The organism is Streptomyces sp. NPDC060232 (assembly GCF_042726555.1).
Taxonomy (GTDB): Bacteria; Actinomycetota; Actinomycetes; order Streptomycetales; family Streptomycetaceae; genus Streptomyces.
In genome coordinates this window covers 1-23,880 of record NZ_JBHXAG010000010.1, presented here as the reverse complement: position 1 = coordinate 23,880, position 23,880 = coordinate 1, and the positions used below count along the sequence as shown (strand labels likewise).

The window sequence follows — 23,880 nt, the reverse complement described above, 5'->3', positions numbered from 1 at the left end:
ATGAGCGGAATTCTCGAGGGCAAGCGCATCCTCGTCACGGGTGTGCTGATGGAGTCCTCCATCGCCTTCCACACGGCCAAGCTGGCGCAGGAGCAGGGTGCCGAGGTCATCCTCACCGCGTGGCCGCGCCCGTCGCTGACGGAGCGCATCGCGAAGAAGCTGCCCAAGCCGGTCAAGGTGATCGAGCTCGACGTCACCAACGACGAGCACCTGGCCCGCCTGGAGGGCCTCGTCCGCGACGAGCTCGGCGGCCTCGACGGTGTCGTGCACTCCATCGGCTTCGCCCCGCAGGACGCCCTCGGCGGCAACTTCCTGAACACGCCGTTCGAGTCGGTCGCCACCGCCATGCACGTCTCGGCGTTCTCGCTGAAGTCGCTGACCATGGCCTGCAAGCCGCTCTTCCCGGCGGAGGGCGCGGCGATCGTCGGCCTCACCTTCGACGCGCAGTTCGCCTGGCCGCAGTACGACTGGATGGGCCCGGCCAAGGCGGCGCTGGAGGCCACCAGCCGCTACCTCGCCCGCGACCTGGGCAAGGAGAACATCCGCTGCAACCTGGTCTCGGCCGGGCCGCTCGGCTCCATGGCCGCGAAGTCCATCCCGGGCTTCTCCGACCTGGCGGACACCTGGAACCACCGCTCCATGCTGGAGTGGGACATGAGCGACCCGGAGCCGACCGGCCGCGGTGTCGTCGCCCTGCTGTCGGACTGGTTCCCCAAGACCACCGGCGAGATCGTCCACGTGGACGGCGGCCTGCACGCGATGGGCGCCTGACCCCCGGTCAGGACCCCGTGTCCGTAGGCGGCGGCCGCGCTTCCCTTCCGGGAGGCGCGGCCGCCGCCGTTTCGCCGCGTCCGCCCACGGGGCCGGGCGCGGGGGCCGGGTCACGGGTGCCCCCGGGGTCGGCTTCGCTCGCATGTTCACCGGCTGACCGGATCTTCCCGAGTCGAAAACCTGGACAGATGCCTGCAAACTGGCCAGGTCGGGATCTTCCCGGCTCCGGCGGGGAGGAGGCACGGGTGCGCACCAGGCCGAGCCGAGCGGTATCGATACTGGTCACGTCGGTGATCGTGACCGGCCTCCTGATCCCGGCCGTCGCCGCACAGCCCTCGGCGGAAGAGGCCGCCTCCGGCCCCGAGGTGGCGGGCCCGGCCGTCGTGGAGTACTCCGACATCCCTGCCGAGCCCCCCGTCCAGGCCTCGCCGCCCGAGGCCCGGGAACTCTTCGGCGCCGACTGCGCCACCTCGATCGAGGGCTCCCGGGTGACCGCGCACTGCCACAACGCCTATCCGGAGACCGACCTGGTGAGCCTGCACGTGGAGTGCGACCGCTGGTGGGACCTGGACGGCGACAGCGCGGCCGTGGCCGTCGGCCCGACCGCTCGGGCCGAGCTCACCGGCCGCTGCTGGAAGGAAGTCCGCGCGGCCTGGGTCAGCCACCGACGGGCGTGACCGGGGCCCCCTGCGCGTCCTCGCTGTCGTCCTTGCCGTCCTTGCCGAGGCAGACGAAGGGGTAGCCCGCGGCCTCCGAGGCCGCCGCGTCCCCGTCCCCGCGCCGGATCGCCTCGATCAGACGGGCGTGGTCGAGATGGGCGGCGGGCTCCAGCACGGTGCCCACATCGGCCCGCAGCCAGTCGGCCACCAGCTCGCCGAGGTCCGCGTACAGCTCGATCAGCACCTCGTTGTGCGAGGCCGCCACCACCGCCATGTGCAGGCTCACGTCCGCCGCGACGAAGACCTCCGCGTCCCCGCCCGCCCAGGCCTCCTCGCGGCGCTCCAGCAGGGCGTCCAACTGGAGCAGGTCCCGCTCCGTACGCCGCTCGGCCGCCAGCCGGGCCGCCGAGGACTCCAGCGTGGAGCGCACCTCGGCGATGTGCCTCGGCTCGGCCCCGGCGAAGCGCCGGTGCATGACGCCGGCCAGCTCGCTGGTGGCGATGACGTACGTGCCCGAGCCCTGCCGGATGTCGAGGAGTCCGTTGTGGGCCAGGGCCCGCACCGCCTCGCGCACGGTGTTGCGGGCGACGCCCATCAGCGCCACCAGCTCCGGCTCGGTGGGGATGCGCGAGCCGACCGGCCACTCGCCGGAGGTGATCTGGTTGCGCAGCTGGGCGATCACCTGATCGACGAGCGCGGAGCGCCGGGGCGAGGTCAGCGGCATGGGTTCCTCACGCGGATGGGGTGCGAGCGACTGGACAACCAATCATCCCATGATTCTATGATGGTTCAATGTCCGACGAAGAAACCACGATGCTCGACCGGCCCGCCGCAGACCGTGCCACGGTCGCCACCCCGCACACGACGGCGGGGCCGACCTGGCTCGGCCCGGTCCTCATCGTCGGAATCGTGCTGGCCGCCCTCAACCTGCGCCCCGCCATCACCAGCCTCGGCGCCCTCTTCGAGGAGACCCGCACCGGCCTGGGCATGAGCGGTACCGTCGCCGGACTGATCACCTCCGTCCCGGCCCTGTGCTTCGCCGTCTTCGGCGTCACCGCGCCCCGGCTCTCCCGCCGCTTCGGCCCGGTCGCCGTCGTCTGCGCCGGCATGGCCGCCGTCGCCGCCGGACTGCTGATCCGCCCCTTCGCCGACGGCTCAGCCGGCTTCCTCGCCGCCAGCGCCCTGTCCCTGGCCGGCATAGCCCTCACCAACGTCCTGCTCCCGGTGATCGTCAAGCGCTACTTCCCGGACCGGGTCGGCACCTTGACCGGCCTCTACTCCATGGCCCTGGCCGCCGGCACCTCGCTCGCCGCCGCCGCGACCGTCCCGCTGACCGACGCCCTCGGCGGCAGCTGGCGCACCGGCCTGCTGATGTGGGCCTCCCTCGCCGTCGCCGCCGTCCTGCTGTGGCTGCCCCTCGCCCGCGCCGCCCGGCGCGCCGACCGGGCCGCGGCCGTCGCCGCCCGTTCGGGTGCGAGCGCCGCCGTACGGACCGACGCGGGCCCGCGGGTCGCCCGTAGCCGGACCGCCTGGGCCCTGGCCTGCTACTTCGGCCTCCAGGCCACGGGCGCGTACATCACCATGGGCTGGCTCCCGCAGATCTTCCGCGACGCCGGCGTCTCCGCCTCCACCGCCGGCGTGCTCCTCGCCGTCACCATGGTCATGGGCGTTCCGCTCGCCTTCGTCATCCCGGGCCTGGCCGGCCGGATGCGGAACCAGGGGGCCATCGCCGTCACCCTCGGCGTCTTCGGCCTCACCGGCTACCTCGGGCTCTACGTCGCCCCTGCCGCCGGAGCCTGGGCCTGGGCGCTCCTGCTCGGCGTCTCCAACTGCGCGTTCCCGCTCGTCATCACCATGATCGGGCTGCGCGCCAAGTCCCCGGCCGGCGTGGTCAAGCTCTCCGCCTTCGCCCAGAGCACCGGCTACCTCATCTCCATCCCGGGCCCGCTCGTCATCGGCGCCCTCTACCAGCACAGTCAGGGGCACCTCCCAGCGGTAGCCGGGGGAAGCTGGGACCTGCCGCTCGCCCTGATGGCGGGTCTGCTCGTCCCGCAGATCGCCCTCGGCGTCCTGGCAGGGCGGGACCGCACGATCGAGGACGAATGCGGCGTGCGAGACTGACCCGTATGTCGCCCGTACTCGAACCGAACCCGCAGGACGGCCGCAAGAAGCTCGGCCTCGTCCTCGGCGCCATCCTCGGCATCACCGTGATCATTTCCGTCATCGCGACGATCGCCTCCCCCTGACCCGGACGCCGCCCCCGGGGGTGGGGATATCCCCACCAACCCCTAGGGGGTCAGGCTCAGGGTGAAGTGGGGTGTGCCCCGGATGGGAACCGCCGTCCCGGATCCATAGATTCGAAAGGCAGCGAGCCAGTCCGGTCCACACACCCACGGAGGCGGCCATGTCGGCCCCCACGCACCCACGGTCCCTCCCGTCCGCCCGCCGGGCGGGCGCCGCCACCGCCGCGAGCACCCGGCTGCACTGGTGGGCACTGGCCCTGCCCGCACTCGCCTTCAGCCTGCTCCTGCTGCTCCTCGCCGGATCGGGCGAGGCCCACGCGGCCACCGGCGAGGTCTCCGGTCTCGTCCAGGTCGCCGAACAGCTCCTGCGCGCCGTCGGCTGACCTCCCGAGCGCCCCTCACGACCTGGGACGAGCCCCCTCAACACCCTGCGCCCCGTGGCCCGTTTCGTGCGAAGCTGGGAGCCATGAGCGCAGAGACAACCCGCAGGATCGCCCTCCTCCGGCATGCCAAGGCCGACTGGCCGGAGGTGTCCGACCACGACCGTCCGCTGGCGGAACGGGGCCGCAAGGACGCGCCGGCCGCCGGTCTGAAGCTCGCCGAGACCGGCATCGCCTTCGACCTGGCCTTCTGCTCCACCGCGGTCCGCACCCGCGAGACCTGGAAGCTCGCCGTCCAGGAGATGCCGCACCGGCCGAAGACCCACTACGAGGAGCGGATCTACGACGCCTCGACGGGCGAGCTCATCGCCCTGCTGAACGAGACCTCCGACGAGGTCCGCGACCTCCTCGTCATCGGCCACAACCCCGGCATGCACGCCCTCGCCGATGCCCTGTCCGGGCGCGCGGAGGGCGACACCCTGGCGCGGATGACCCGCACGGGATTCCCGACCGCCGCGCTCGCCGTCGTCTCGTTCACCGGCTCGTGGAAGTCCGTGGAGCACGGGGTGGGCACCCTGCTGGACTACTGGACCCCCAAGGGCCACTGACCGGCGCCGCACGCGAAGGGGCCCCGGCGGCCGCACCGGCCGCCGGGGCCCACTCATGTCCGGGATCGGGGTGCCGGGGGCACCGGAGGGGGTCAGGCCAGGTCGGCGGCCTCGACCTCCTCGCGGGTGATCCCCAGCAGGTACAGCACCGCGTCCAGGAAGGGCACGTTCACCGCCGTGTGCGCCGCCTCGCGGACCACCGGCTTGGCGTTGAAAGCAACGCCCAGCCCAGCCGCGTTCAGCATGTCCAGGTCGTTGGCGCCGTCACCGATGGCCACCGTCTGGGCCAGCGGCACTCCGGCCTCGGCGGCGAAGCGGCGCAGCAGCCGGGCCTTGCCCGCCCGGTCCACGATCTCCCCCGTGACCTTGCCCGTCAGCTTCCCGTCGACGATCTCCAGGGTGTTGGCGGAGGCGAAGTCCAGCCCCAGCCGCTCCCGCAGGTCGTCCGTCACCTGGGTGAAGCCGCCCGAGACCACGCCCACCTGGTAGCCGAGCCGCTTCAGCGTACGGATCAGGGTCCGCGCGCCCGGGGTCAGCTGCACCTCGGTGCGGACCTTGTCCACGACGGACGCGTCCAGGCCCGCCAGCAGCGCCACCCGGGCGTGCAGCGACTGCTCGAAGTCGAGCTCGCCGCGCATGGCCCGCTCGGTGACCTCGGCGACCTCGGCCTCGCACCCGGCGTGGGCGGCGAAGAGCTCGATGACCTCGTCCTGGATGAGGGTCGAGTCCACGTCCATGACGACCAGGCGCTGCGCCCGGCGGTGCAGCCCGGCCGAGACGACGGCGATGTCCACGCCGATGTGCGCGGCGGCCGTGGCCAGCGCGGTGCGCAGCGGCTCGGTCTCCACACCGGAGACGGCGAACTCCACCGCGGTCACCGGATACTTGGCGAGCCGGAAAATACGGTCGATGTTGCCGCCGGCCCCGGTGATCTCCGCGGCGATGGCGGCCGTGGACTCGGCGGTGAGCGGGTGGCCGAGCACGGTGACGTGGGACCGGCCGCTGCCGCGCGGCCGGTTGTCACCGGTACCGGAGAGGATCTCGGCCTGCAGCTTGAGCGACTCGGCCCAGCTGTGGACGGTGGCCCGCAGGTCGCCCTCGGTGCCGCCGACGGGCTTGGTGACGAGGGCGCACAGGACGATGCGGCCACGGGTGACGACCTGCTCGATGTCGACGACGTCGACGGAGTAGGCGGCGAGGGTGTCGAACAGCCCGGCGGTGATCCCGGGACGGTCCTTGCCGAAGATCTTGACGAGGAGGGTGGGGACGTCGGAGGTCTGCGATGCGCTCATGGTGCCCTCACCGTATCTTCCCGGCCCCCGGGACAGGACCCCCGTCCCATTTCCTGAACGTGCCGCGTCCCGCCCGGCCGTCACCGTGGCGGAACCGGTGGCTCCGGCGGCCTCGGCGGCCTCGGCGGCCTCGGCGGTTTCGGCGGCGGCGGAGCGCCCGGCGGGGGCGGCGGGGTGAACGGCGGCCGCCCCGTGGGCCGGCTACGCCGCGGCGGATGCGGCGGGATGCCGGTGACCGTCACGTCCCACGAGACGTCCGGATCCGGGTACGGCACCGCCCACGCGGGCGGCGGACCCTGCCCGCCCCGACCTTCACGGCCGCCCCGGCCCGCCGCGTACGGGGCCGTCGGCGCGCCGGGATCCACCGGGCGCGCCCGGCCGGGCCCGCCGGCGGCCGCCCGGCCCCGGCCCGCCAGCAGCGCACCGGCCCCGCCGGCCAGCGCACCCCACGCCGAGCCCAGCAGCAGGGCGTAAGGGACGTCCCCGCGCAGCTCCACCGCGGCACCCACCACGTCCAGGCCCAGCACCGCCAGAGAGGCGTCCGCCGACAACCGCGTCAGCCTGACCAGCACCGCCAGCGCCACCCCGGTCACCGCTCCCAGCCGCACCGCGCACCCCGCGACACCGCGCCCGGGAGTCCGTACGGCCGCCAGCACCCCCGCGGCGAGCAGCAGCAGGAACGCCCCCACCACCAGCAGCCAGACCCGCCCGTCGTACTCCGCGAGCCGGGCCACCGTCACCGGCTCCCGCGTGGACGCGGACAGCAGGTCGTCCAGCGGGTCGGGCAGCAGCCGCGCCGGCTCGCCCGTGGCACCGCCGCGCACCGGCACGAACAGCCCGAGCAGCACCCCCAGCCAGCTCCCGTTGGGAGCGCCCAGCAGCGCGGCGCCCAGCACCCGCCGGGGATGGTCGTCGCCCAGCGCCGCCCACACCGCCGCGGCCAGCCCCGCCGCCACCGCGACCAGCCCCGCCGTCACCACCGCGAAGGCGGCGGGCCGCACCCGGTCGAACACGGCCGGCCCGCGCCGCGAGACCAGCAGCGCCACCGCCAGCACCGCGAGCGCCCACACGCCCGCGCCCGCCGACGTCGGCCCGGGCTCCACGCGGAAGCCCACCCGGGTCCGCGCCTCGACCAGCTCCCCGACGCGGTCCGGGAGCAGCCCGCCGATGTCCCCGATCCCCGGCACCTCGACCTTCACCGGAGCCCTCGGCAGCGCCGCGCCGTCGAGGGTGACCACGTCGTGCCCGGCCCACGCCAGGCCCCCCGCCGCCGCGACGAGCAGCGCCGTGAACGCCACGACCCTGGCGGCCGTCTCGCCCGCGCCCGCCCGCAGCGAGCGCAGGAACACCCCCGCCAGCACCAGGGCCCCGGCCAGCGACACCCCCAAGGGCATGACGTCCAAGGAGGTTTCGGCCCCCGCCCCGGCAACTCCGAAGACCGAGACGTCACCCGACGGGTCCACGGTTCCACCGACCGCGAGGGCCACCACGGCGGCCGTCATCGGCCCGAGCGAACCCCCGGCGGCGTCCGCGCCCAGCAGGTGAAGCCCCAGACCGGCCACCCCCGCCATCACGATCAGGGACCAGCCGACGGCGGCCACGGCGGACAGGAACACGTCTCCCCAGCGGATGCGGCGCACGCGGTGGACCCCCGATGCCTGCCGAGCGGTACGCGACGGAACCCCCGGGCGAGAAGTCCCGTATCTCACTCTCCGGGTGACTTTCGCCCCCGTCAACGGGTAGACGTAGACGCCCGGGCAAGGCCCGGATTCCACATACGGCCCCAGGCCTGAAATAGTTCCCCCGGATGTTCGCCATCCCTAGACTCCCTGACGTCATGGGGGATTCTCGGGGGACTTAAGTGGGGCTGGAGTGCCGGAACTCGTACTGGAATTGAATGGCAGGACCTGGACGCTCGATCCGTCCAGGTCGTACTCGCTGGGGCGCGATCCCCAGGGGGACGTGGTGATCGACGATGCGCGGGTGTCGTGGCGGCACGCCACCATCGCCTGGAACGGCCAGGGTTGGGGGCTCGAGGACCACGGCAGCACCAACGGCACCTACGTGCACGGGGCCAGGGTCCAGCAGACCGCGCTGGTGCCCGGCACGCCGGTCCACCTCGGCAACGCCACCGACGGACCGCGGTTGAATCTGAGCGCCGCCGCCGCGCCGCAGCCCGCTGTGGCGCAGCAGCAGGCGCAGCAGACCCCGGCCCAGGCGTACGCCCAGCCCCAGGCCGCGGCCTACCAGGCGCCCCAGCAGCCCCAGCAGGCCTGGAACCAGCCGCAGCACCAGCAGCACCAGCCGCAGGCCCACGTCCCGCAGCAGCAGGGCGGCGCCGCCGCGCCCCGCCAGCCGCAGGCCGCGGCGCCGGGCTACGGCGGCGACCGCAGCCCGACGACGTTCCACCAGCTCTCGCTGGGCCACGTCATGCGGATCGGCCGTGCGCTGGAGAACGAGCTGGTGGTCTCCGACCTCCAGGTCTCCCGCCACCACGCCGAGTTCCGCTCGATGCCCGGTGGCCGCTTCGAGATCCGCGACCTCGGCAGCCACAACGGCACCTACGTCAACGGCCAGCCGCTGGCGAAGTCCGGCACCCAGCTCCTCGGCCCGAACGACATCGTCGGCGTCGGCCACTCGACGTTCCGCATCGTCGGGGACCGCCTTGAGGAGTTCGTCGACACCGGCGAGGTGTCCTTCTCGGCCCGCCACCTCACCGTCACGGTCGACGGCGGCAAGCAGATCCTCAAGGACGTCACCTTCGGCGTCCCGGAGAAGTCGCTGATCGGCGTCATCGGCCCGTCCGGCTCCGGCAAGTCGACGCTGCTCAAGGCACTCACCGGCTACCGGCCCGCCGACCAGGGCGACGTCCTCTACGACAACCGCAACCTGTACAAGCAGTTCGCGGAGCTCCGCCAGCGCATCGGCCTGGTCCCGCAGGACGACATCCTGCACAAGGAGCTGAAGGTCAGCACCGCGCTCAAGTACGCGGCCAAGCTCCGCTTCCCCGGCGACACCGCCGAGTCCGAGCGCGCCGCCCGCATCGACGAGGTGCTGCGCGAGCTCAAGCTCGACATCCACAAGGACAAGAAGATCACCGCGCTCTCCGGTGGTCAGCGCAAGCGCGTGTCCGTGGCCCTGGAGCTGCTCACCAAGCCCTCGCTGATCTTCCTGGACGAGCCGACCTCCGGCCTCGACCCGGGCATGGACCGCGATGTCATGCAGCTGCTGCGCGGCCTCGCCGACGACGGCCGCACGGTCCTCGTCGTCACGCATTCCGTCGCCGAGCTGTCGCTCTGCGACAAGCTGCTCGTGATGGCCCCGGGCGGGTCGGTCGCCTACTTCGGGCCGCCGGACGAGGCGCTGAACTTCTTCGGCTACAGCACGTGGGCGGACGTCTTCTCGGCCTTCGAGAACTACCGCGACTACGACTGGGCGGGCCGCTGGAAGGGCTCCCAGCACTACCAGCTCTACGCCGCCGAGCTCGACGCGGTCGCCCCGCAGCCGGTGGTCATGCCGTCGGCGCAGCAGATGCGCCCGACCAAGCCGCAGGGCTGGGGCTCGCAGCTGTGGACGCTGATCCGCCGCTACGTCTCGGTGATCGCGTCGGACAAGGGCTTCATGGGCCTGATGCTGATCCTGCCGGCGGTCCTGGGCGTGGTCTCCACGGTCATCCCGGCGACCTTCGGCCTCGCGCCGCCGACCCCGCCGTCGCGCTTCAACGGCGACGCGGGCACGATCATGCTGATCCTCGCGGTCGGCATGTGCTTCTCCGGCGCCGCCAACTCGGTCCGAGAGCTGATCAAGGAACGCGTCATCTACGAGCGTGAGCGCGCGACCGGCCTGTCCCGGACCGCGTACCTCATGTCGAAGGTGATCGTCCTCGGCGTCATCACGGCCATCCAGGGCGTGATCATCTGCGCGATCGGCTTCACCCCGCGCGACCTGCCCGCCGAGGGCCTGCTGATGCCGCCGGCCGTCGAGCTGTGCGTGTCGGTCATCGCGCTCGGCTTCACCTCGATGATGTTCGGCCTGGTGATCTCCTCGCTGGTGAAGACCGCCGAGAAGACGATGCCGCTGCTGGTCATGTTCGCGATCGTCCAGGTCGTCTTCACCGGCATCCTCTTCCAGGTCTACGACTCCCCGGGCCTGGAGCAGTTCGCCTGGCTGATGCCGTCCCGATGGGCCATCGCCGCCGCCGGCGCCACCCTGAACCTCGGCAAGCTCATGCCGCCGTGGGACCAGGACAACCCGACCAACACCGACCCGCTCTGGGACGCGACGGTCGGCCAGTGGAGCCTGAACATCATCATCCTGCTGGCCATCGGCGTCGCGTGCGGCTTCCTCGTGCAGCGCCTGCTGCGCCGCCACGAGCCCGAGGTCATGCGCGCGGGCAAGTAGCCGCCGGCGCGCAGGAGCGCGTAGGACACCAGCGCCGAAGGGCGGCACCCGGATCCCGGGTGCCGCCCTTCGGCGTGTGTGTGGTGGGGCGAGGACCGCCGAAGGCCTAGTAGGCGCTGTTGACGTTGTCCATCGAGCCGTACCGGTCGGCCGCGTAGTTGCAGGCGGCGACGATGTTGGCGACCGGGTCGTACTGGTCGAACTTGGTGCCCTTGACGTGGTACGCCTTGAAGGTCGGGAGGATGACCTGGAGCAGGCCCTTGCTGGGGATGCCGTTCTGGGCGTTGATGTCCCAGTTGTTGATCGCCATCGGGTTGCCGCTGGACTCACGCATGATGTTGCGGTGAATACCGGCGTAGGTGCCCGGAATGCCCTCCTTCTTCATGATGAAGAGGGCTTCCTTGATCCAGCCGTCCAGGTTGTTCGCGAACACCGGCTTGCGGGCGGCGGAGCGGCTGGCGGCGGCCTTCTGCTCGCGGGCCTTCTTCGCGGCGGCCTCGGCCTTGGCCTTGGCGTCTGCGTCGGCCTTCGCCTTGGCGGCGACGGCGGCGGCCTTGGCGTTGGCGGCGGCGATGACGTGCTGCGTGGAGAGGTGGCCGTACAGCGCCTTCGTCTGCGTGCCGTTCACGGCCTGGGCCCAGGCGACGGGGGCGGCGGAGATGGTGGTCTCGGCCTCGGCGGCGTCGGCGGGGACGAGGGAGAAGGCGACGGCGGCGGCGCTCAGGGTGGCGACACCGGCGATGGACAGCTTGTGTGCCTTCGTCAGACGACTGTGACCGGGAGTGCGGGAAGCAGACATGGCGGGGCAACCTCTTCGAATAGCGGGGGCCGCAGGAAGGCGCCGAGCGGATCCGGGATCCACGGCGCCTGGCGACGGGAGCAATTCTTAGCGGCGGCAAAATCCTGTGGCAAAGGTGTGACGTACGATCCCGCTTAGTGGATCAGGGGCGGGCGCCGGAGCCTGATGTGCGGCCCCGGCGCTAGGCCTGCCCGCGCTGACGGGACCTGCGCTCTTCCACTAGGGAGCTTCGTAAGTGATGTGGGTCCTATGCCGGGGCTCACACCGCCCTTACGCCGTTCTCACCGTGCGTTGCTCCAGCAATGCAATCAGTGATGTGCGTCATCCCTGAGGAGCAGATGGACGTCCCCGAACTCATGCCAGAGGCAGAGCCGGGCCAGCGCCTGCGCATACCCCAGGCGTACGGCGGCGCGCCCCGCCACCGCCTCCAGCATCAGCAGATGGGATGCCTCGGGCTCGTGCAGCCCGGTCAGCAGGCCGTCCACCGCCCGCACCCCGCGCTCGGGCGTCACCACCAGCCCGGTCCACCCGCCCGCCGCGCGGACCACCCCACGCGCGTCCGCCGCCGACTCCACCGCCCGCACCGCCGTGGTCCCCACCGCGATGACCCGCCCGCCGCCCGCCCGCGCAGCATTCACCAGCGCCGCCGTCGTGGCCGGCACCGCGTACCGCTCCGGGTAGGGCGGCTCGTGCGCCTCCTGCGAGGCCACCCCCGTGTGCAGGGTCAGCGGCGCGAACCGCACCCCCCGGCTCACCAGCCGCGCCACCAGCTCCGCCGTGAAGGGCCGGCCCGCGCTCGGCATCTCGGCCGACCCCGCTCCGTCGGCCGCCGGCACCGCGAACACCGTCTGGTAGGCCGACAGCGGCTGGTCCCGCTCCGTGTAGGCGTACCGGATCGGCCGCCCGTGCTCCCCGAGCAGTTCCGGGACCCCGTACGGCGCGGGGGAGGGCCGCGCCCACCACAGCCGGTCCGCGCCCGCCGCCAGGGGCTCCTCCAGCACCAGGCGGCGCCCGCCGGGCAGCTCCACCACCGCCCCCGCCGGCCCGCCCGGGCGCGGCCGGGTCGTCCCCCGGCCTGCCGGGGCGCGCAGCTCCACCGCCCAGCGGCCGTCGTCCCCCCGGGTCGAGAAGTGCACCACCACGTCCTCCCCGCCCAGCCGGGCGTCCACGGCGGCCGCGAGGGTGGCCGAGGTGTTGACCACCAGGACGTCACCGGCCCGCAGCAGGTGCGGCAGCTCCCGGAAGGCGTGCAGCGACGGCTGCGCGACGCCGCGGGACACCAGCAGCCGCACCGAGTCCCGCCGCAGGCCCGGACCCCGCTGCTCGGCCGGAAGCCGGGCCAGTAGTTCGCGTGGAATGTCCTTTATGTACAGTCCAGAAATCGAGCGCTCACCTCCCCCTGCGACGCGCCCCGCACGCGTACCCGCCACGCCGGTCGGCCCGCCACCGGGCGCCGGGTCCTCGCTCGGCACCCGCCTCCCGCCCCCGGGACCGGCCCGGCCCCCGCCCGCCACCCCAATCCGGCTCCCGGCCACGCTCCCGGCCCGACTCCCGCTCGGACTCCCGCTCCGGCCCCCTGCGCGGTTCCCGCCGGGACCGCTCCCGTCCCGCGCGCCACCGGACGCCCCGCTCCCGCTCCCGCTCATCGCTCCGCCCCGCCGCCCGCCGGGGACCCGGCCAGCGCCTCCACCGTGTACCGCCCGCTCGGCAGGCCCCGCGCCGGCAGCCGCAGCAGCACCGGAGCCACCTCCTCCGGCGTCGGCAGCCCCGCCAGGTCCTCACCCGGCTCGGCCGCCGCCATCATCCGCGTCCGCATCGAGCCCGGATCCGCCCACCACACCCGCAGCTCCGGCTCCTCCACCGCCAGCACCGCCGACAACAGGTCCACCGCCGCCTTGGTCGCCCCGTACGCACCCCACGTGGCGTACGGAACGACTCCGGCGTCGGAGCTGATGTTCAGCACCGCCCCCGCCGCCGAGGCCCGCAGCAGCGGCAGCCCCTCCTGCACCAGCCCCAGCGGCCCCAGCACATTGACCTCGAACGCCTCGCGCAGCCCGGCCGCCGGCTGGACCGCCAGCGGCACCAGCGGCTCCGCACCGAGCACCCCCGCGTTGTTCACCAGCAGGTCCAACCCGCCCAGCCCCCGCGCGGCCGCCACCAGCGCCGCCCGGTGCGCCTCCGAGGACACGTCCCCGGCCACCGCCACGACCCGCACCGCCTCGGCCCGCTCCAGCCCGGCCGCCGCCTCCTCCAGCGCCGCCGCGCCCCGCGCGCTCAACACCAGGGCCCAGCCCCGCGCCGCCAGCTCCCCGGCCAGCGCCCGGCCGAGCCCCCTGGACGCCCCCGTCACGATCGCCACCGACATGACAGCACCCTCGCCTTCGTTCCGATCAGCAGATGCCCTCAACCTAGGAACGGCCCGGCCGCCGCCGCGTCGGCCGCCGGCCCCACCCCCACAGGTCCCTTCGACCTACGTCTCTCGGTCTGCCCCGGGTCCTCCCACCGCCCGATCCGGCAGGTCACGGCCGCCGGTACGGTGAGGCCATGACCGCAAGCCCCCTGCCGGGCGGACCCCGCAGCGGCCTGGCCGCCGTGAGCACCGCGCTGCTCGCGATGAGCCGCCGCCTGGAGGTCCGCGACGTGCTGCGCACGATCGTGGTGTCCGCCCGCGAGCTGCTGGACGCCGAGTACGCGGCCCTGGGCGTCCCGGACGACCACGGCGGCTTCGCCCAGTTCGTCGTCGACGGCATCAGCGCGGAACAGTGGCGGCAGATCGGCCCGCTGCCCCGGCAGCACGGCATCCTCGCCGCGATGCTCCACGAGAACGGACCCGAGCGGCTGGCCGACGTACGCGAGGACCCCCGCTTCGGGGGCTGGCCCGCCGCCCACCCCGAGATGTCCGACTTCCTGGGCATGCCCGTCCGGGACGGCGAGGAGATCCTCGGAGCGATCTTCCTGGCGAACAAGCGCAGCGCGCCCGACGGCAGCGGGCGCGTCTTCACCGACGAGGACCAGGACCTCCTCTCCCTCCTCGCGCAGCACGCGGCGATCGCCCTCACCAACGCCCGGCTCTACGAACGCAGCCGCGAGCTCACCATCGCCGAGGAGCGCTCCCGCCTCGCCCACGAACTGCACGACGCGGTCAGCCAGAAGCTGTTCTCCCTGCGCCTCACCGCCCAGGCCGCCGCGACCCTCGTCGACCGCGACCCGGCCCGGGCCAAGGACGAGCTCCAGCAGGTCGCCGCCCTCGCGGCGGAGGCCGCCGACGAACTGCGCGCCGCCGTGACCGAGCTGCGCCCGGCCGCCCTGGACGAGGACGGCCTGGTGGCCACCCTGCGCACGCACGTCCACGTACTCGACCGTGCGCACACCGCGCACGTCAGCTTCACCTGTGACGGCGTACGGGCCCTCCCCGCGGCCCAGGAGGAAGCGGTCCTCCGCGTCGCCCAGGAGGCCCTCCACAACGCCCTGCGCCACTCCGACGGCGACCGCGTCGAGGTCACCCTCGCCCGCGCGCCCGCCGGTGGCGCGGTCCTCAGGGTCGCCGACTCCGGCAAGGGCTTCGACCCCAGTGCCGTCCGCCGGGCGGGCCGCCATCTGGGCCTGGTCTCCATGCGGGACCGCGCGAGCGGCGTCGGAGGCCGCCTCGCCGTGCACGCGGAGCCCGGTCAGGGCACCACGATCGAGATGGAGGTCCCCGGTGGCTGACAGCACCGGCCGAAGCGGCGGCCGCATCCGGGTCCTGCTGGTGGACGACCACCAGGTGGTCCGGCGGGGCCTGCGCACCTTCCTGGAGGTCCAGGAGGACATCGAGGTGGTCGGCGAGGCCTCCGACGGCGAGGAGGGCATCGCCTGCGCCGAGGAGCTGCGGCCCGACGTGATCCTCATGGACGTGAAGATGCCGGGCACCGACGGCATCGAGGCCCTGCGCCGGCTGCGCGAGTCGGCGAACCCGGCGCGGGTGCTGATCGTCACCAGCTTCACGGAGCAGCGGACCGTGGTCCCCGCCCTGCGCGCCGGCGCGGCGGGATACGTCTACAAGGACATCGACCCCGACGCCCTGGCCGCGGCCATCCGCTCCGTCCACGCCGGCCACGTCCTGCTCCAGCCGGAGGTGGCGCAGGCCCTGCTCTCCCAGGACGACCAGAGCTCCCCTGCGGGCCGGCCCGGCTCGCTGACCGACCGCGAGCGCGAGGTCCTCGGCCTCATCGCGGACGGCCGCGCCAACCGGGAGATCGCCCGCGCCCTGGTGCTGTCCGAGAAGACGGTCAAGACCCATGTCTCGAACATCCTGATGAAGTTGGACCTTTCCGACCGGACCCAGGCCGCATTGTGGGCGGTCAGGCACGGAATCGCCGACTGACGAGCCCACATCGGACCGCCTCCTTCCGGGCTGAGATTCATACAAACGGGTGTATGTAGCCCACATGGCGTACCCCGGCGGGTGGGGCGGCCGTTCTCCATGGCGTGCCGCGACGGCTGGTCGCGGCCGACGCAACGGAGGAACGAGAACGTGAAGAACTTCAAGAAGGCCGCAGCCGTCACCATGATCGCGGGCGCCCTCGTCGCCGCCGGCGCGGGTGTCTCCTCGGCGCACGACGGTGCGTCGGCGGAGGGCGAGGCCCTGAACTCGCCCGGCGTGGCCTCGGGGAACCTGCTCCAGGCACCGGTGCACGTCCCCGTGAACGTCGTGGGCAACACGGTCAGCGTGATCGGCCTGCTCAACGGCGCCTGGGGCAACACCGGCGTGAACGCCTGACCCCGCTCCACCCCGTCCCGCGGCCCCGCTTCCCCCTCTCCCCTGGAAGCGGGGCCGCGTCGATGCATCCGGGGGACATCGCATCGCGCGCCCCGGGGCGCGAGCCTCACCACCCTGCCCCACCGGCAGCCCTGGCGCGGCCCGCCTGACGAGGGACCGGCACATCGCAGGACGGACCGCCGCCGTGCTCTGTGCGACGGTGGCCCGGACGGGACCGACGGCCGCACCGACCGAGCGGCCCGTCCCCTTCGTCTGCGTCGCGAACCTCCACTCCGACACGGTCTCGGGCGTCGACACCCGGGCCGGCACCACCGTGGACAGCGTTCCCCTGAGGGACGGAGCCGACAGCGCCGCCCCCAGCCCCGACGGCCGCCGCCTCTACGCCACCGACCCCTGAGCCGCGCCCGGTGGCCGACCCGCACCATCCCGTCCCGCCGGCGTTGGAGGCGAGGGGTGTGGGGCGGAGCCCCACAAGGCCCGGGCACCGCCCGGGGCCTCCCCGCGCCGCGGCCCTGCGGCGTCAGCCCCGCTCGCGCGCCTCGACGGCCGAGTTGTACGCCGCCACCAGCGCCCGCCGGGCGACCCGCTCCACCGGCCGCAGCGCCTCCGCCCGCGCCGCCATCTCCGACGCGGCCACCGCACCCCCGTGCCCGCTCCCGTACGCCAGCGACACCATCAGGTCCACCCGCTGCGCCAGCGCCAGCACCCGTACCGCCCGCGCCGGATACCCCGGCGCCAGCGCGTCCTGCCCCGCCTCGGCCCGCGCCCGGTACGCCGCCAGCGCCGCATCCGCCACCGGCCCGGACCCGGCCACGTCCAGCCGGGTCAGCACCACGGCCGCCTCGCGCAGCGCCTCCGCCAGCTCCCGCTCCGCCTCGCCCAGGGACGGCACATCGGCCGGCGGGGCCTCCCGTACCGGCAGCACGTGCCAGGTCACCGACACGTGCACGTCCCCGGCCGGACCGGCCTCGGCCACCTCCGGCACCAGCCCCAGCGCCGCACCCACCGCGACGACCGCCTCCTCGGCCTCCAGCGCCCGCGCGTTGAACTCCGGCGGCCCGCTCAGCCCCAGCGGATGCCCCGGCGCCGGCAGCGCGACCCGCAGACCCGTCACCCCCAGCGCACGCAGCCGGCCGAGCGCCAGCGTGAGCCCCACCGGCCCCGCCTCGCCCGGCAGCCCCGCCACCCGGTGCACGGCGTCCTCGCCCACGATCGACATCGCGGCCTCGTCGGGCGAGACCAGAGCGGCCAGCAGCGCGTTCCCCCAGGCGGCCAGCCGCCCTGAACGTGGTTCGAAAAGCATTCCCCCACTTTACGGATCGCCACCCGCACCGGGCCCCGGCCCCGGACCCCATCCCGAGTGGCGTAGGTTTTCCCCTGGGGCTGCGTCTACCGGCGCACAGTGAACCGTGACTGCAAGGGGTGACAACACGCTCATGAGCGATGTTCTGGAGCTGGTGGACGTATCCGTGGTCCGCGAGGGCCGGGCTCTGGTGGACCAGGTCTCCTGGTCGGTGAAGGAGGGCGAGCGCTGGGTGATCCTCGGCCCCAACGGCGCCGGCAAGACCACACTGCTGAACCTCGCCTCCAGCTACCTCTTCCCCACCAAGGGCTCCGCCACCATCCTCGGCAGCACCCTCGGCAAGGTCGACGTCTTCGAGCTGCGCCCCCGCATCGGCATGGCCGGCATCGCGATGGCCGACAAGCTCCCGAAGCGGCAGACCGTCCTGCAGACCGTCCTCACCGCCGCCTACGGCATGACGGCGACCTGGCAGGAGGAGTACGAGGCGGTCGACGAGCAGCGCGCCCGTGCCTTCCTCGACCGCCTCGGCATGACCGAGTACCTCGACCGGAAGTTCGGCACCCTCTCCGAGGGCGAGCGCAAGCGCACCCTGATCGCCCGCGCACTGATGACCGACCCCGAGCTGCTGCTCCTCGACGAGCCCGCCGCGGGCCTCGACCTCGGTGGCCGCGAGGACCTCGTACGCCGCCTCGGCCGCCTCGCCCGCGACCCGCTCGCCCCCTCCATGGTCATGGTCACGCACCACGTCGAGGAGATCGCCCCCGGCTTCACCCACGTCCTGATGATCCGTCAGGGCAAGGTCGTCACCGCGGGCCCCATCGACCTCGAACTGACCTCCCGCAACCTCTCGCTCTGCTTCGGCCTCCCCCTGGTCGTCGAGCGCAACGGGACCGACCGCTGGACCGCCCAGGGCCTGCCCCTCGGCTGAGCCGGAGCCCCGAGCCGGAACCCGGGCCGGAACCCGAGCCGGAGAAGCCCGCACGGTCACGCTCCGGGTACGGTCCCCCGCACCCTGTCCCGACCGCGCCCGATCGACCTACCATGACCACGTGGACATCGACGCGTGGGTGTGGTGGCTCATCGGCGCGGTCGGACTGGGCATCCCCCTGGTCCTGACCGCCATGCCGGAGTTCGGCATGTTCGCCGTCGGGGCGGTGGCGGCAGCCGTCACGGCGGCCCTCGGCGGGGGAGTGGTGGCCCAGGTCCTGGTGTTCGTGGTCGTGTCGGTCGCGCTCATCGCCGTCGTCCGGCCCATCGCCAACCGCCACCGCGACCAGCGCCCCCAACACCGCAGCGGCATCGACGCGTTGAAGGGCAGAAGCGCCGTCGTCCTCGAACGCGTCGACGGAGGCGGCGGCAGAATCAAGCTCGCCGGCGAGATCTGGTCCGCCCGCGCCCTCGACGCGGACACCAGCTTCGAACCCGGCCAGTCCGTCGACGTGGTGGAGATCGACGGGGCTACCGCCGTCGTGATGTGAAAGCAGCCTGCTCGCGGCCCCCAGGTCTGCGAGACTCCGATCAACGGGGCAGCACAGACAGCCGGAAGGGCACGGGGAACCGCATGCAACCGATCATCATCGTCCTGATCATTCTGGTGGTTCTGGTCTTCATCGCACTGGTCAAGACGATCCAGGTGATCCCGCAGGCCAGCGCCGCCATCGTGGAGCGGTTCGGCCGCTACACCCGCACCCTCAACGCGGGCCTCAACATCGTCGTCCCGTTCATCGACTCGATCCGCAACCGGATCGACCTGCGCGAACAGGTCGTCCCCTTCCCGCCGCAGCCCGTCATCACCCAGGACAACCTGGTCGTCAACATCGACACCGTCATCTACTACCAGGTGACCGACGCGCGCGCGGCCACCTACGAAGTGGCCAGCTACATCCAGGCCATCGAGCAGCTCACCGTCACCACGCTGCGCAACATCATCGGCGGCATGGACCTGGAGCGCACCCTCACCTCCCGCGAGGAGATCAACGCCGCTCTGCGCGGGGTCCTCGACGAGGCGACCGGCAAGTGGGGCATCCGCGTCAACCGCGTCGAGCTCAAGGCCATCGAGCCGCCGACCTCCATCCAGGACTCGATGGAGAAGCAGATGCGCGCCGACCGCGACAAGCGCGCCGCGATCCTGCAGGCGGAGGGCGTCCGGCAGTCCGAGATCCTGCGTGCCGAGGGCGAGAAGCAGTCCTCCATCCTGCGCGCCGAGGGTGAGGCCAAGGCCGCCGCGCTCAAGGCCGAAGGTGAAGCACAGGCCATCCGTACGGTGTTCGAGTCAATCCACGCCGGCGACGCCGACCAGAAGCTCCTCGCCTACCAGTACCTGCAGATGCTGCCGAAGATCGCCGAAGGCGACGCCAACAAGCTCTGGATCGTCCCCAGCGAGATCGGAGACGCCCTCAAGGGCCTCTCCGGCGCCATGGGCAACTTCGGCCCCCTGGCAGGCGGTTCGGGCTTCAACCCGCAGAACTCCGGCAAGGACGGCGGCGGCATCCCGGCCGCCCGCGACAAGGACAGCGCGGACCGCCGCGAACAGCCCCCCATCGACTGACCTCCCACCCCTTCCTGCATGATCAGTGAGGCCCCTCGACCTTCATGGCGGGGAGGCGACTCACTGATGCAAAGGGGATGGCACAGTCCATGTCCATCTGGGAATCACTCGCGGTCTTCGCCGCCGGCATCGGCGCCGGCACGATCAACACCATCGTCGGCTCCGGCACCCTCATCACGTTCCCGGTGCTGCTGGCCACCGGCCTGCCGCCGGTCACCGCCAACGTGTCCAACACCCTCGGCCTGGTGCCCGGTTCCATCAGCGGAGCCATCGGCTACCGCAAGGAACTCCAGGGGCAGCGCGCCCGCATCCTGCGGCTCGGCTCGGTCTCCGCCGTCGGAGGACTCGCGGGCGCGGCCCTGCTCCTGGCCCTGCCCTCCGAATCCTTCGACACGATCGTGCCCGTCCTGATCGGGCTCGCCCTCGTCCTCGTCATCCTGCAGCCCCGGCTCGCGGCCGCCCTGCGCCGACGCCAGGAAGCCGCCGGAGGAGACACCGGCCACCCCGACGGCGGCCCGGTCCTGCTCGGCGGCATGCTGTTCTCCAGCGCCTACGGCGGCTACTTCGGCGCGGCCCAGGGTGTCCTCTACCTCGGCCTGATGGGCCTGCTGCTCCGCGACGACCTGCAACGGATCAACGCCGTCAAGAACGTCATCGCCGCCCTGGTGAACGGCATCGCGGCCGTCTTCTTCCTCTTCGTCGCCGAGTTCGACTGGACTGCCGTCCTCCTCATCGCCGTCGGCTCGACGATCGGCGGCCAGATCGGCGCCAAGGTCGGCCGCCGCCTCCCCCCGACGGTCCTGCGCGCAGTCATCGTGGCGGTCGGAATCCTCGCGATCGTCCAGCTGCTGCTCCGCTGAGCGACGTAGATCCTCTACGTCGCCCAGCGCAGGCGTCCTAGGCGGACCGCTCCAGCCACTCCGGGAGCGCCTCCTGACCGGCCACCCCCAGCGCGAGGAGCATGGCGTCCGCCGGAGACGGTACGAAGGGCTTCCGAAGGAGCGGCATCCCCGCCTCCTCCGGAGTCCGGGCCGCTTTGCGGTGGTTGTCCTCGGCGCAGGACGCCACCGTGTTCAGCCATGTGTCCCCACCGCCCTGGGCCCTGGGCAGTACGTGGTCCACCGTGGTCGCGCGCCTGCCGCAGTACGCGCACCGGTGCTGGTCCCGGACCAGCACCCCCCTCCGCGACCAGGGAGCATGTCTTCGGAAGGGCACCCGGACATACCGGCACAGTCGGATCACCCGAGGCATCGGAAGATCCATGGTGGCGGCGCGGACACGGAGATCGGGGTGCGACTGTTCGACGACGGCCTTGTCCTGGAGCACCAGGACCACAGCCCGGTTCAGAGTCACCGTCGACAGCGGCTCGAAGCTCGCATTCAGCACCAGCGTGTCCCGCATCTCGCCCACCTCCCGTGTGCAGGCCCGCGACCACGACGGCGGCAGGCCCGCAACCACTCTGGCCGCGCGCGCCACGCGGGACAACGCAATAAAAATGCCCGGTCCTGGCCTTCTTTAGACCAGGACCGGGCAAACGCCGGGCGAACGATCAGCGCGCGGCGGGCGCCTCGTACTCGGCGACGAGCTGCGCACGCCCCAAGGCGTGGAACCGCAGGTGGAATCCGACGACCGCCGGCGAGGAGTCCTCGTCCGGGCCGAGCTGCTCCCGGTCCACCGCGTACACGGTGAAGACGTAGCGGTGCCGCTCCCCGCGCGGCGGGGCCGCGCCGCCGAAGTCCCGCGTGCCGTAGTCGTTCCGCGCGTGCACAGCCCCCTCCGGCAGGCCCGCGAAGTCCCCGGTGCCCGCCCCGGCCGGCAGCTCCGTCACCGAAACGGGCAGGTCGAAGAGCACCCAGTGCCAGAACCCGCTGCCCGTGGGCGCGTCCGGGTCGAAGCAGGTCACGGCGAAGCTCTTCGTCCCCTCGGGAAAGCCCTCCCAACGCAGGTGCGGCGAGACGTTCTTCCCCGTGAGGACCTGGGCGGCGTTCAGGTCGCCTCCATCGGAGACGTCCTCGCTCGTCACGGTGAAGGACGCGACCTCGGGGTGGAAGTCGTGCGGAAGGGGCGCCCTGCTCTGCTCTGACACTGCTGAACCTCCGGAAGGGGGACACATCGGACCGCGCCGCCGTGTACGGACGCGGTCCCGAGCCTAGGGGGTGCCCCGCCGATCAGGCCGGATCGGCAAGACACTCCCCCCCTAGAACCAGTTGCGCTGTGAACCGACGCTGGCGATCCACTGGTTCAGGTATGCCACCCAGTCCGTGCCCTGGTACGACTGCAGCCCCACCTGGAAGCAGCGGTAGGTGTCGCTGCCCTCGCTGAACAGCCCCGGCTTCTTGTCCATCTCCAGGACGACGTCCATCTCCCGGCCGTCCGAGACGAAGGTCAGCTCGACCTGGTGCAGACCCCGGTACTGCGACGGCGGCAGGAACTCGATCTCCTGGTAGAAGGGCAGCGTCTGCCGCGTCCCGCGGATGTGCCCCCGCTCCATGTCCGCGCTGCGGAAGGTGAAGCCGAGCTGGCGGAAGGCGTCCAGGATCGCCTGCTGGGCCGGCACCGGGTGCACGTTGATCGCGTCGAGGTCGCCCGCGTCCACCGCACGGGCGATCTCCAGCTCGGTGCTGACTCCGATGTTCATGCCGTGCAGGTGCTGACCCGCGAAGTGGGTGATCGGCGTCTCCCAGGGGATCTCCAACGCGAAGGGCACCACGTGCAGCGCGCCCGCCTGCACCTGGAAGGCACCGCCGAGGCGCTGCTTGGTGAAGACGACGTCCTGCTTGTACTCCTGGTCACCGCCCTCGACCTCGACCCGCGCCTGCAGCCCGACGGACAGCCCCTCGATCTGCTGCTCCACGGATCCGCCCTGGAGCCGGACCTCGCCCTGGACGATCCCGCCCGGTACGACGTTCGGCTCGGTGATGATCGTGTCCACCGAAGCACCACCGGCACCCAGGCTCGCGAACAGCTTCTTGAAGCCCATGCTCAAACTCCCCTTGAACGATCTGGCGACTACGCCGCGACTACCCCTTACCAACGCGGAACCTTAGGCCCCGGTTGCAGGTGAGCGCGTTCCACTACGCTCGACCGGATGAGCGCGCGTCTTGACCGTACGCCCCTGCCCCGGTCCTTCTTCGACCGCCCGGTCCTCACCGTGGCCCCGGACCTCCTCGGCCGCACCCTGGTCCGCCGTACCGAGGAGGGCCCCCTGGAGCTGCGCATCACGGAGGTCGAGGCGTACGAGGGGGAGTCCGATCCGGGCTCGCACGCCTACCGCGGGCGCACGGCACGGAACGCATCGATGTTCGGTCCACCCGGACACGCGTACGTCTACTTCATCTACGGCATGTGGTTCAGCCTCAACCTGGTGTGCGGCCCGCCGGGCCTCGCGAGCGGGGTCCTGGTGCGCGCGGGCGAGATCACGGTCGGCGCCGATCTGGCCGCCAAACGTCGAGTTTCAGCCAGAAAGTCGATCGATCTCGCCAAAGGCCCGGCCCGCCTGGCCACGGCTCTGGACGTGGACCGCTCGTTGGACGGGACCGACCTCTGCAAGGGCCCCGATTCCCCCTTGTCCCTCCTCGTGGGTACTCCTACCTCGCCCGACCAGGTGAGCAGCGGTCCGCGCACGGGAGTAGGCGGAGCCGGCGCGGACCACCCGTACCGCTTCTGGATCACCCACGACCCGACGGTGAGCCCGTACCGCGCCCACGCGCCACGCCGCCGCTCAACTTGACTCGCCCTTTCCGGACGCCTAACGTAGCTCAAGCCGCTTTTACGGGGCGCTGCCATCGGCAGACCCTCGGAGCGGCCAACCCACTACCTACGACTTGCCCCTGGCGGGGTCGTATTCGGCATGCCCGAATTCCCGGCCGGTGACTCGATTATGAGTCGCAAGGGAAAAGCGCTAACGTGGTGGGAGCCGAAAGGCAAAGACCCCCAACGGTCACCGAATTCAAATCCAAACCGACTGCGACTTTCGAGAAGCAGGGCGCGGAAATGATCTGGTAGAGTTGGAAGCGCAAGATAGCAGAACGAAAGCCCGGAGGAAAGCCCGAGAGGGTGAGTACGAAGGAAGCGTCCGTTCCTTGAGAACTCAACAGCGTGCCAAAAATCAACGCCA

27 protein-coding genes are annotated in these 23,880 nt (G+C 72.4%); 16 read left to right on the top strand and 11 right to left on the bottom strand.

Annotation, left to right across the window (positions count from 1 at the left end):
* A complete protein-coding gene (gene fabI, locus ACFWFZ_RS16435) occupies positions 1 to 771 on the top strand; it encodes an enoyl-ACP reductase FabI (protein ID WP_387122757.1) in 771 nt (256 codons plus the stop codon).
* Between the two features lie 245 nt (positions 772 to 1,016).
* Positions 1,017 to 1,448 carry a hypothetical protein gene (locus ACFWFZ_RS16430; protein ID WP_387122755.1) on the top strand — a complete coding sequence of 144 codons (432 nt, stop codon included), beginning with the start codon at positions 1,017 to 1,019 and terminating at the stop codon, positions 1,446 to 1,448.
* Here the strand turns inward: ACFWFZ_RS16430 and ACFWFZ_RS16425 are convergent.
* A complete protein-coding gene (locus tag ACFWFZ_RS16425; RefSeq protein ID WP_387122752.1) occupies positions 1,429 to 2,154 on the bottom strand; it encodes a FadR/GntR family transcriptional regulator in 726 nt (241 codons plus the stop codon). The genes ACFWFZ_RS16430 and ACFWFZ_RS16425 overlap by 20 nt on opposite strands.
* Positions 2,155 to 2,222: 68 nt before the next feature.
* Here ACFWFZ_RS16425 and ACFWFZ_RS16420 point away from each other — a divergent pair, with 68 nt between their 5' ends.
* The 4 genes from ACFWFZ_RS16420 (at position 2,223) to ACFWFZ_RS16405 (ending at position 4,661) form a co-directional block, all read left to right on the top strand.
* On the top strand, positions 2,223 to 3,551 hold the full coding sequence (locus ACFWFZ_RS16420; protein WP_387122749.1) for a CynX/NimT family MFS transporter: 1,329 nt from the start codon (positions 2,223 to 2,225) through the stop codon (positions 3,549 to 3,551).
* A 5-nt stretch (positions 3,552 to 3,556) separates the two neighbouring features.
* Positions 3,557 to 3,676, top strand: coding sequence for an SGM_5486 family transporter-associated protein (locus tag ACFWFZ_RS16415; RefSeq protein WP_267882100.1), 120 nt, complete (start codon positions 3,557 to 3,559; stop codon positions 3,674 to 3,676).
* A 158-nt stretch (positions 3,677 to 3,834) separates the two neighbouring features.
* Positions 3,835 to 4,056, top strand: coding sequence for a hypothetical protein (locus tag ACFWFZ_RS16410; protein ID WP_387122746.1), 222 nt, complete (start codon positions 3,835 to 3,837; stop codon positions 4,054 to 4,056).
* 83 nt (positions 4,057 to 4,139) lie between these two features.
* On the top strand, positions 4,140 to 4,661 hold the full coding sequence (locus ACFWFZ_RS16405; RefSeq protein ID WP_387122743.1) for a SixA phosphatase family protein: 522 nt from the start codon (positions 4,140 to 4,142) through the stop codon (positions 4,659 to 4,661).
* Positions 4,662 to 4,753: 92 nt separating this feature from the next.
* Here ACFWFZ_RS16405 and serB read toward each other — a convergent pair whose 3' ends face one another.
* Together serB and ACFWFZ_RS16395 are read right to left on the bottom strand one after the other, a co-directional pair.
* A complete protein-coding gene (serB, locus tag ACFWFZ_RS16400; RefSeq protein WP_387122740.1) occupies positions 4,754 to 5,953 on the bottom strand; it encodes a phosphoserine phosphatase SerB in 1,200 nt (399 codons plus the stop codon).
* A gap of 80 nt (positions 5,954 to 6,033) precedes the next feature.
* Positions 6,034 to 7,593, bottom strand: coding sequence for a streptophobe family protein (locus ACFWFZ_RS16395; RefSeq protein ID WP_387122737.1), 1,560 nt, complete (start codon positions 7,591 to 7,593; stop codon positions 6,034 to 6,036).
* Positions 7,594 to 7,846: 253 nt separating this feature from the next.
* On the opposite strand from ACFWFZ_RS16395, the gene ACFWFZ_RS16390 reads away from it, so the two are divergent.
* Positions 7,847 to 10,354 (top strand): FHA domain-containing protein, encoded by a 2,508-nt coding sequence (locus ACFWFZ_RS16390; protein WP_387123151.1) that lies wholly within the window; start codon positions 7,847 to 7,849, stop codon positions 10,352 to 10,354.
* 106 nt (positions 10,355 to 10,460) lie between these two features.
* On the opposite strand, the gene ACFWFZ_RS16385 is transcribed toward ACFWFZ_RS16390, so the two are convergent.
* From ACFWFZ_RS16385 to ACFWFZ_RS16375, 3 genes are all read right to left on the bottom strand, one after another.
* Positions 10,461 to 11,153: a transglycosylase SLT domain-containing protein gene (locus tag ACFWFZ_RS16385; RefSeq protein WP_387122734.1), complete on the bottom strand. Its 693-nt coding sequence runs from the start codon at positions 11,151 to 11,153 to the stop codon at positions 10,461 to 10,463.
* 308 nt (positions 11,154 to 11,461) lie between these two features.
* The gene (locus ACFWFZ_RS16380; protein ID WP_387122731.1) at positions 11,462 to 12,799 is read right to left on the bottom strand and encodes an S-adenosylmethionine:tRNA ribosyltransferase-isomerase; all 1,338 of its coding nucleotides are present in this window, start codon (positions 12,797 to 12,799) and stop codon (positions 11,462 to 11,464) included.
* Entirely contained in the window at positions 12,796 to 13,518 is a 723-nt protein-coding gene (locus tag ACFWFZ_RS16375) for an SDR family oxidoreductase (RefSeq protein ID WP_387122728.1), read from the bottom strand. The genes ACFWFZ_RS16380 and ACFWFZ_RS16375 overlap by 4 nt, the downstream gene beginning before the upstream one ends.
* A gap of 194 nt (positions 13,519 to 13,712) precedes the next feature.
* On the opposite strand from ACFWFZ_RS16375, the gene ACFWFZ_RS16370 reads away from it, so the two are divergent.
* From ACFWFZ_RS16370 to ACFWFZ_RS16355, 4 genes are all read left to right on the top strand, one after another.
* Positions 13,713 to 14,861, top strand: a complete 1,149-nt coding sequence (locus ACFWFZ_RS16370) for a GAF domain-containing sensor histidine kinase (RefSeq protein WP_387123149.1) — start codon at positions 13,713 to 13,715, stop codon at positions 14,859 to 14,861.
* Entirely contained in the window at positions 14,854 to 15,516 is a 663-nt protein-coding gene (locus ACFWFZ_RS16365) for a response regulator (RefSeq protein WP_387122725.1), read from the top strand. The genes ACFWFZ_RS16370 and ACFWFZ_RS16365 overlap by 8 nt, the downstream gene beginning before the upstream one ends.
* Positions 15,517 to 15,666: 150 nt before the next feature.
* Positions 15,667 to 15,912 carry a chaplin gene (locus ACFWFZ_RS16360; protein WP_387122721.1) on the top strand — a complete coding sequence of 82 codons (246 nt, stop codon included), beginning with the start codon at positions 15,667 to 15,669 and terminating at the stop codon, positions 15,910 to 15,912.
* 184 nt (positions 15,913 to 16,096) lie between these two features.
* Positions 16,097 to 16,309, top strand: a complete 213-nt coding sequence (locus ACFWFZ_RS16355) for a hypothetical protein (RefSeq protein WP_387122718.1) — start codon at positions 16,097 to 16,099, stop codon at positions 16,307 to 16,309.
* A gap of 123 nt (positions 16,310 to 16,432) precedes the next feature.
* On the opposite strand, the gene ACFWFZ_RS16350 is transcribed toward ACFWFZ_RS16355, so the two are convergent.
* Positions 16,433 to 17,215, bottom strand: a complete 783-nt coding sequence (locus tag ACFWFZ_RS16350) for a hypothetical protein (RefSeq protein ID WP_387122715.1) — start codon at positions 17,213 to 17,215, stop codon at positions 16,433 to 16,435.
* A 133-nt stretch (positions 17,216 to 17,348) separates the two neighbouring features.
* Here ACFWFZ_RS16350 and ACFWFZ_RS16345 point away from each other — a divergent pair, with 133 nt between their 5' ends.
* The 4 genes from ACFWFZ_RS16345 (at position 17,349) to ACFWFZ_RS16330 (ending at position 20,623) form a co-directional block, all read left to right on the top strand.
* Positions 17,349 to 18,143 (top strand): ABC transporter ATP-binding protein, encoded by a 795-nt coding sequence (locus ACFWFZ_RS16345; RefSeq protein ID WP_030028988.1) that lies wholly within the window; start codon positions 17,349 to 17,351, stop codon positions 18,141 to 18,143.
* A 121-nt stretch (positions 18,144 to 18,264) separates the two neighbouring features.
* On the top strand, positions 18,265 to 18,693 hold the full coding sequence (locus tag ACFWFZ_RS16340; protein WP_387122712.1) for an NfeD family protein: 429 nt from the start codon (positions 18,265 to 18,267) through the stop codon (positions 18,691 to 18,693).
* 83 nt (positions 18,694 to 18,776) lie between these two features.
* Positions 18,777 to 19,763: an SPFH domain-containing protein gene (locus ACFWFZ_RS16335; protein WP_387122709.1), complete on the top strand. Its 987-nt coding sequence runs from the start codon at positions 18,777 to 18,779 to the stop codon at positions 19,761 to 19,763.
* A gap of 89 nt (positions 19,764 to 19,852) precedes the next feature.
* On the top strand, positions 19,853 to 20,623 hold the full coding sequence (locus ACFWFZ_RS16330) for a sulfite exporter TauE/SafE family protein (RefSeq protein WP_387122706.1): 771 nt from the start codon (positions 19,853 to 19,855) through the stop codon (positions 20,621 to 20,623).
* Positions 20,624 to 20,660: 37 nt separating this feature from the next.
* Here ACFWFZ_RS16330 and ACFWFZ_RS16325 read toward each other — a convergent pair whose 3' ends face one another.
* The 3 genes from ACFWFZ_RS16325 to ACFWFZ_RS16315 all read right to left on the bottom strand — a co-directional run bounded on the left by ACFWFZ_RS16325 (position 20,661) and on the right by ACFWFZ_RS16315 (position 22,743).
* Positions 20,661 to 21,164: an HNH endonuclease gene (locus ACFWFZ_RS16325; protein ID WP_356815432.1), complete on the bottom strand. Its 504-nt coding sequence runs from the start codon at positions 21,162 to 21,164 to the stop codon at positions 20,661 to 20,663.
* 148 nt (positions 21,165 to 21,312) lie between these two features.
* Entirely contained in the window at positions 21,313 to 21,849 is a 537-nt protein-coding gene (locus tag ACFWFZ_RS16320; protein ID WP_387122703.1) for a YbhB/YbcL family Raf kinase inhibitor-like protein, read from the bottom strand.
* Positions 21,850 to 21,960: 111 nt separating this feature from the next.
* Positions 21,961 to 22,743 carry a sporulation protein gene (locus ACFWFZ_RS16315; protein ID WP_387122701.1) on the bottom strand — a complete coding sequence of 261 codons (783 nt, stop codon included), beginning with the start codon at positions 22,741 to 22,743 and terminating at the stop codon, positions 21,961 to 21,963.
* Between the two features lie 108 nt (positions 22,744 to 22,851).
* On the opposite strand from ACFWFZ_RS16315, the gene ACFWFZ_RS16310 reads away from it, so the two are divergent.
* Positions 22,852 to 23,493, top strand: coding sequence for a DNA-3-methyladenine glycosylase (locus ACFWFZ_RS16310; protein ID WP_387122698.1), 642 nt, complete (start codon positions 22,852 to 22,854; stop codon positions 23,491 to 23,493).
* A gap of 148 nt (positions 23,494 to 23,641) precedes the next feature.
* Here ACFWFZ_RS16310 and ACFWFZ_RS16305 read toward each other — a convergent pair.
* A partial coding sequence (locus ACFWFZ_RS16305) for a hypothetical protein (RefSeq protein ID WP_387122695.1) occupies positions 23,642 to 23,880 on the bottom strand: 239 nt, incomplete at its 5' end.

What these genes read in the sequence shown, in the direction of transcription:
- fabI (WP_387122757.1), top strand. Translation starts at nt 1, where the DNA reads ATGAGCGGAATTCTCGAGGGCAAGCGCATCCTCGTCACGGGTGTGCTG.
- ACFWFZ_RS16425 (WP_387122752.1), bottom strand. Translation starts at nt 2,154, where the DNA reads ATGCCGCTGACCTCGCCCCGGCGCTCCGCGCTCGTCGATCAGGTGATC.
- ACFWFZ_RS16420 (WP_387122749.1), top strand. Translation starts at nt 2,223, where the DNA reads ATGTCCGACGAAGAAACCACGATGCTCGACCGGCCCGCCGCAGACCGT.
- ACFWFZ_RS16415 (WP_267882100.1), top strand. Translation starts at nt 3,557, where the DNA reads ATGTCGCCCGTACTCGAACCGAACCCGCAGGACGGCCGCAAGAAGCTC.
- ACFWFZ_RS16410 (WP_387122746.1), top strand. Translation starts at nt 3,835, where the DNA reads ATGTCGGCCCCCACGCACCCACGGTCCCTCCCGTCCGCCCGCCGGGCG.
- ACFWFZ_RS16405 (WP_387122743.1), top strand. Translation starts at nt 4,140, where the DNA reads ATGAGCGCAGAGACAACCCGCAGGATCGCCCTCCTCCGGCATGCCAAG.
- serB (WP_387122740.1), bottom strand. Translation starts at nt 5,953, where the DNA reads ATGAGCGCATCGCAGACCTCCGACGTCCCCACCCTCCTCGTCAAGATC.
- ACFWFZ_RS16385 (WP_387122734.1), bottom strand. Translation starts at nt 11,153, where the DNA reads ATGTCTGCTTCCCGCACTCCCGGTCACAGTCGTCTGACGAAGGCACAC.
- ACFWFZ_RS16380 (WP_387122731.1), bottom strand. Translation starts at nt 12,799, where the DNA reads ATGAGCGGGAGCGGGAGCGGGGCGTCCGGTGGCGCGCGGGACGGGAGC.
- ACFWFZ_RS16375 (WP_387122728.1), bottom strand. Translation starts at nt 13,518, where the DNA reads ATGTCGGTGGCGATCGTGACGGGGGCGTCCAGGGGGCTCGGCCGGGCG.
- ACFWFZ_RS16350 (WP_387122715.1), bottom strand. Translation starts at nt 17,215, where the DNA reads ATGCTTTTCGAACCACGTTCAGGGCGGCTGGCCGCCTGGGGGAACGCG.
- ACFWFZ_RS16345 (WP_030028988.1), top strand. Translation starts at nt 17,349, where the DNA reads ATGAGCGATGTTCTGGAGCTGGTGGACGTATCCGTGGTCCGCGAGGGC.
- ACFWFZ_RS16335 (WP_387122709.1), top strand. Translation starts at nt 18,777, where the DNA reads ATGCAACCGATCATCATCGTCCTGATCATTCTGGTGGTTCTGGTCTTC.
- ACFWFZ_RS16330 (WP_387122706.1), top strand. Translation starts at nt 19,853, where the DNA reads ATGTCCATCTGGGAATCACTCGCGGTCTTCGCCGCCGGCATCGGCGCC.
- ACFWFZ_RS16325 (WP_356815432.1), bottom strand. Translation starts at nt 21,164, where the DNA reads ATGCGGGACACGCTGGTGCTGAATGCGAGCTTCGAGCCGCTGTCGACG.
- ACFWFZ_RS16315 (WP_387122701.1), bottom strand. Translation starts at nt 22,743, where the DNA reads ATGGGCTTCAAGAAGCTGTTCGCGAGCCTGGGTGCCGGTGGTGCTTCG.
- ACFWFZ_RS16310 (WP_387122698.1), top strand. Translation starts at nt 22,852, where the DNA reads ATGAGCGCGCGTCTTGACCGTACGCCCCTGCCCCGGTCCTTCTTCGAC.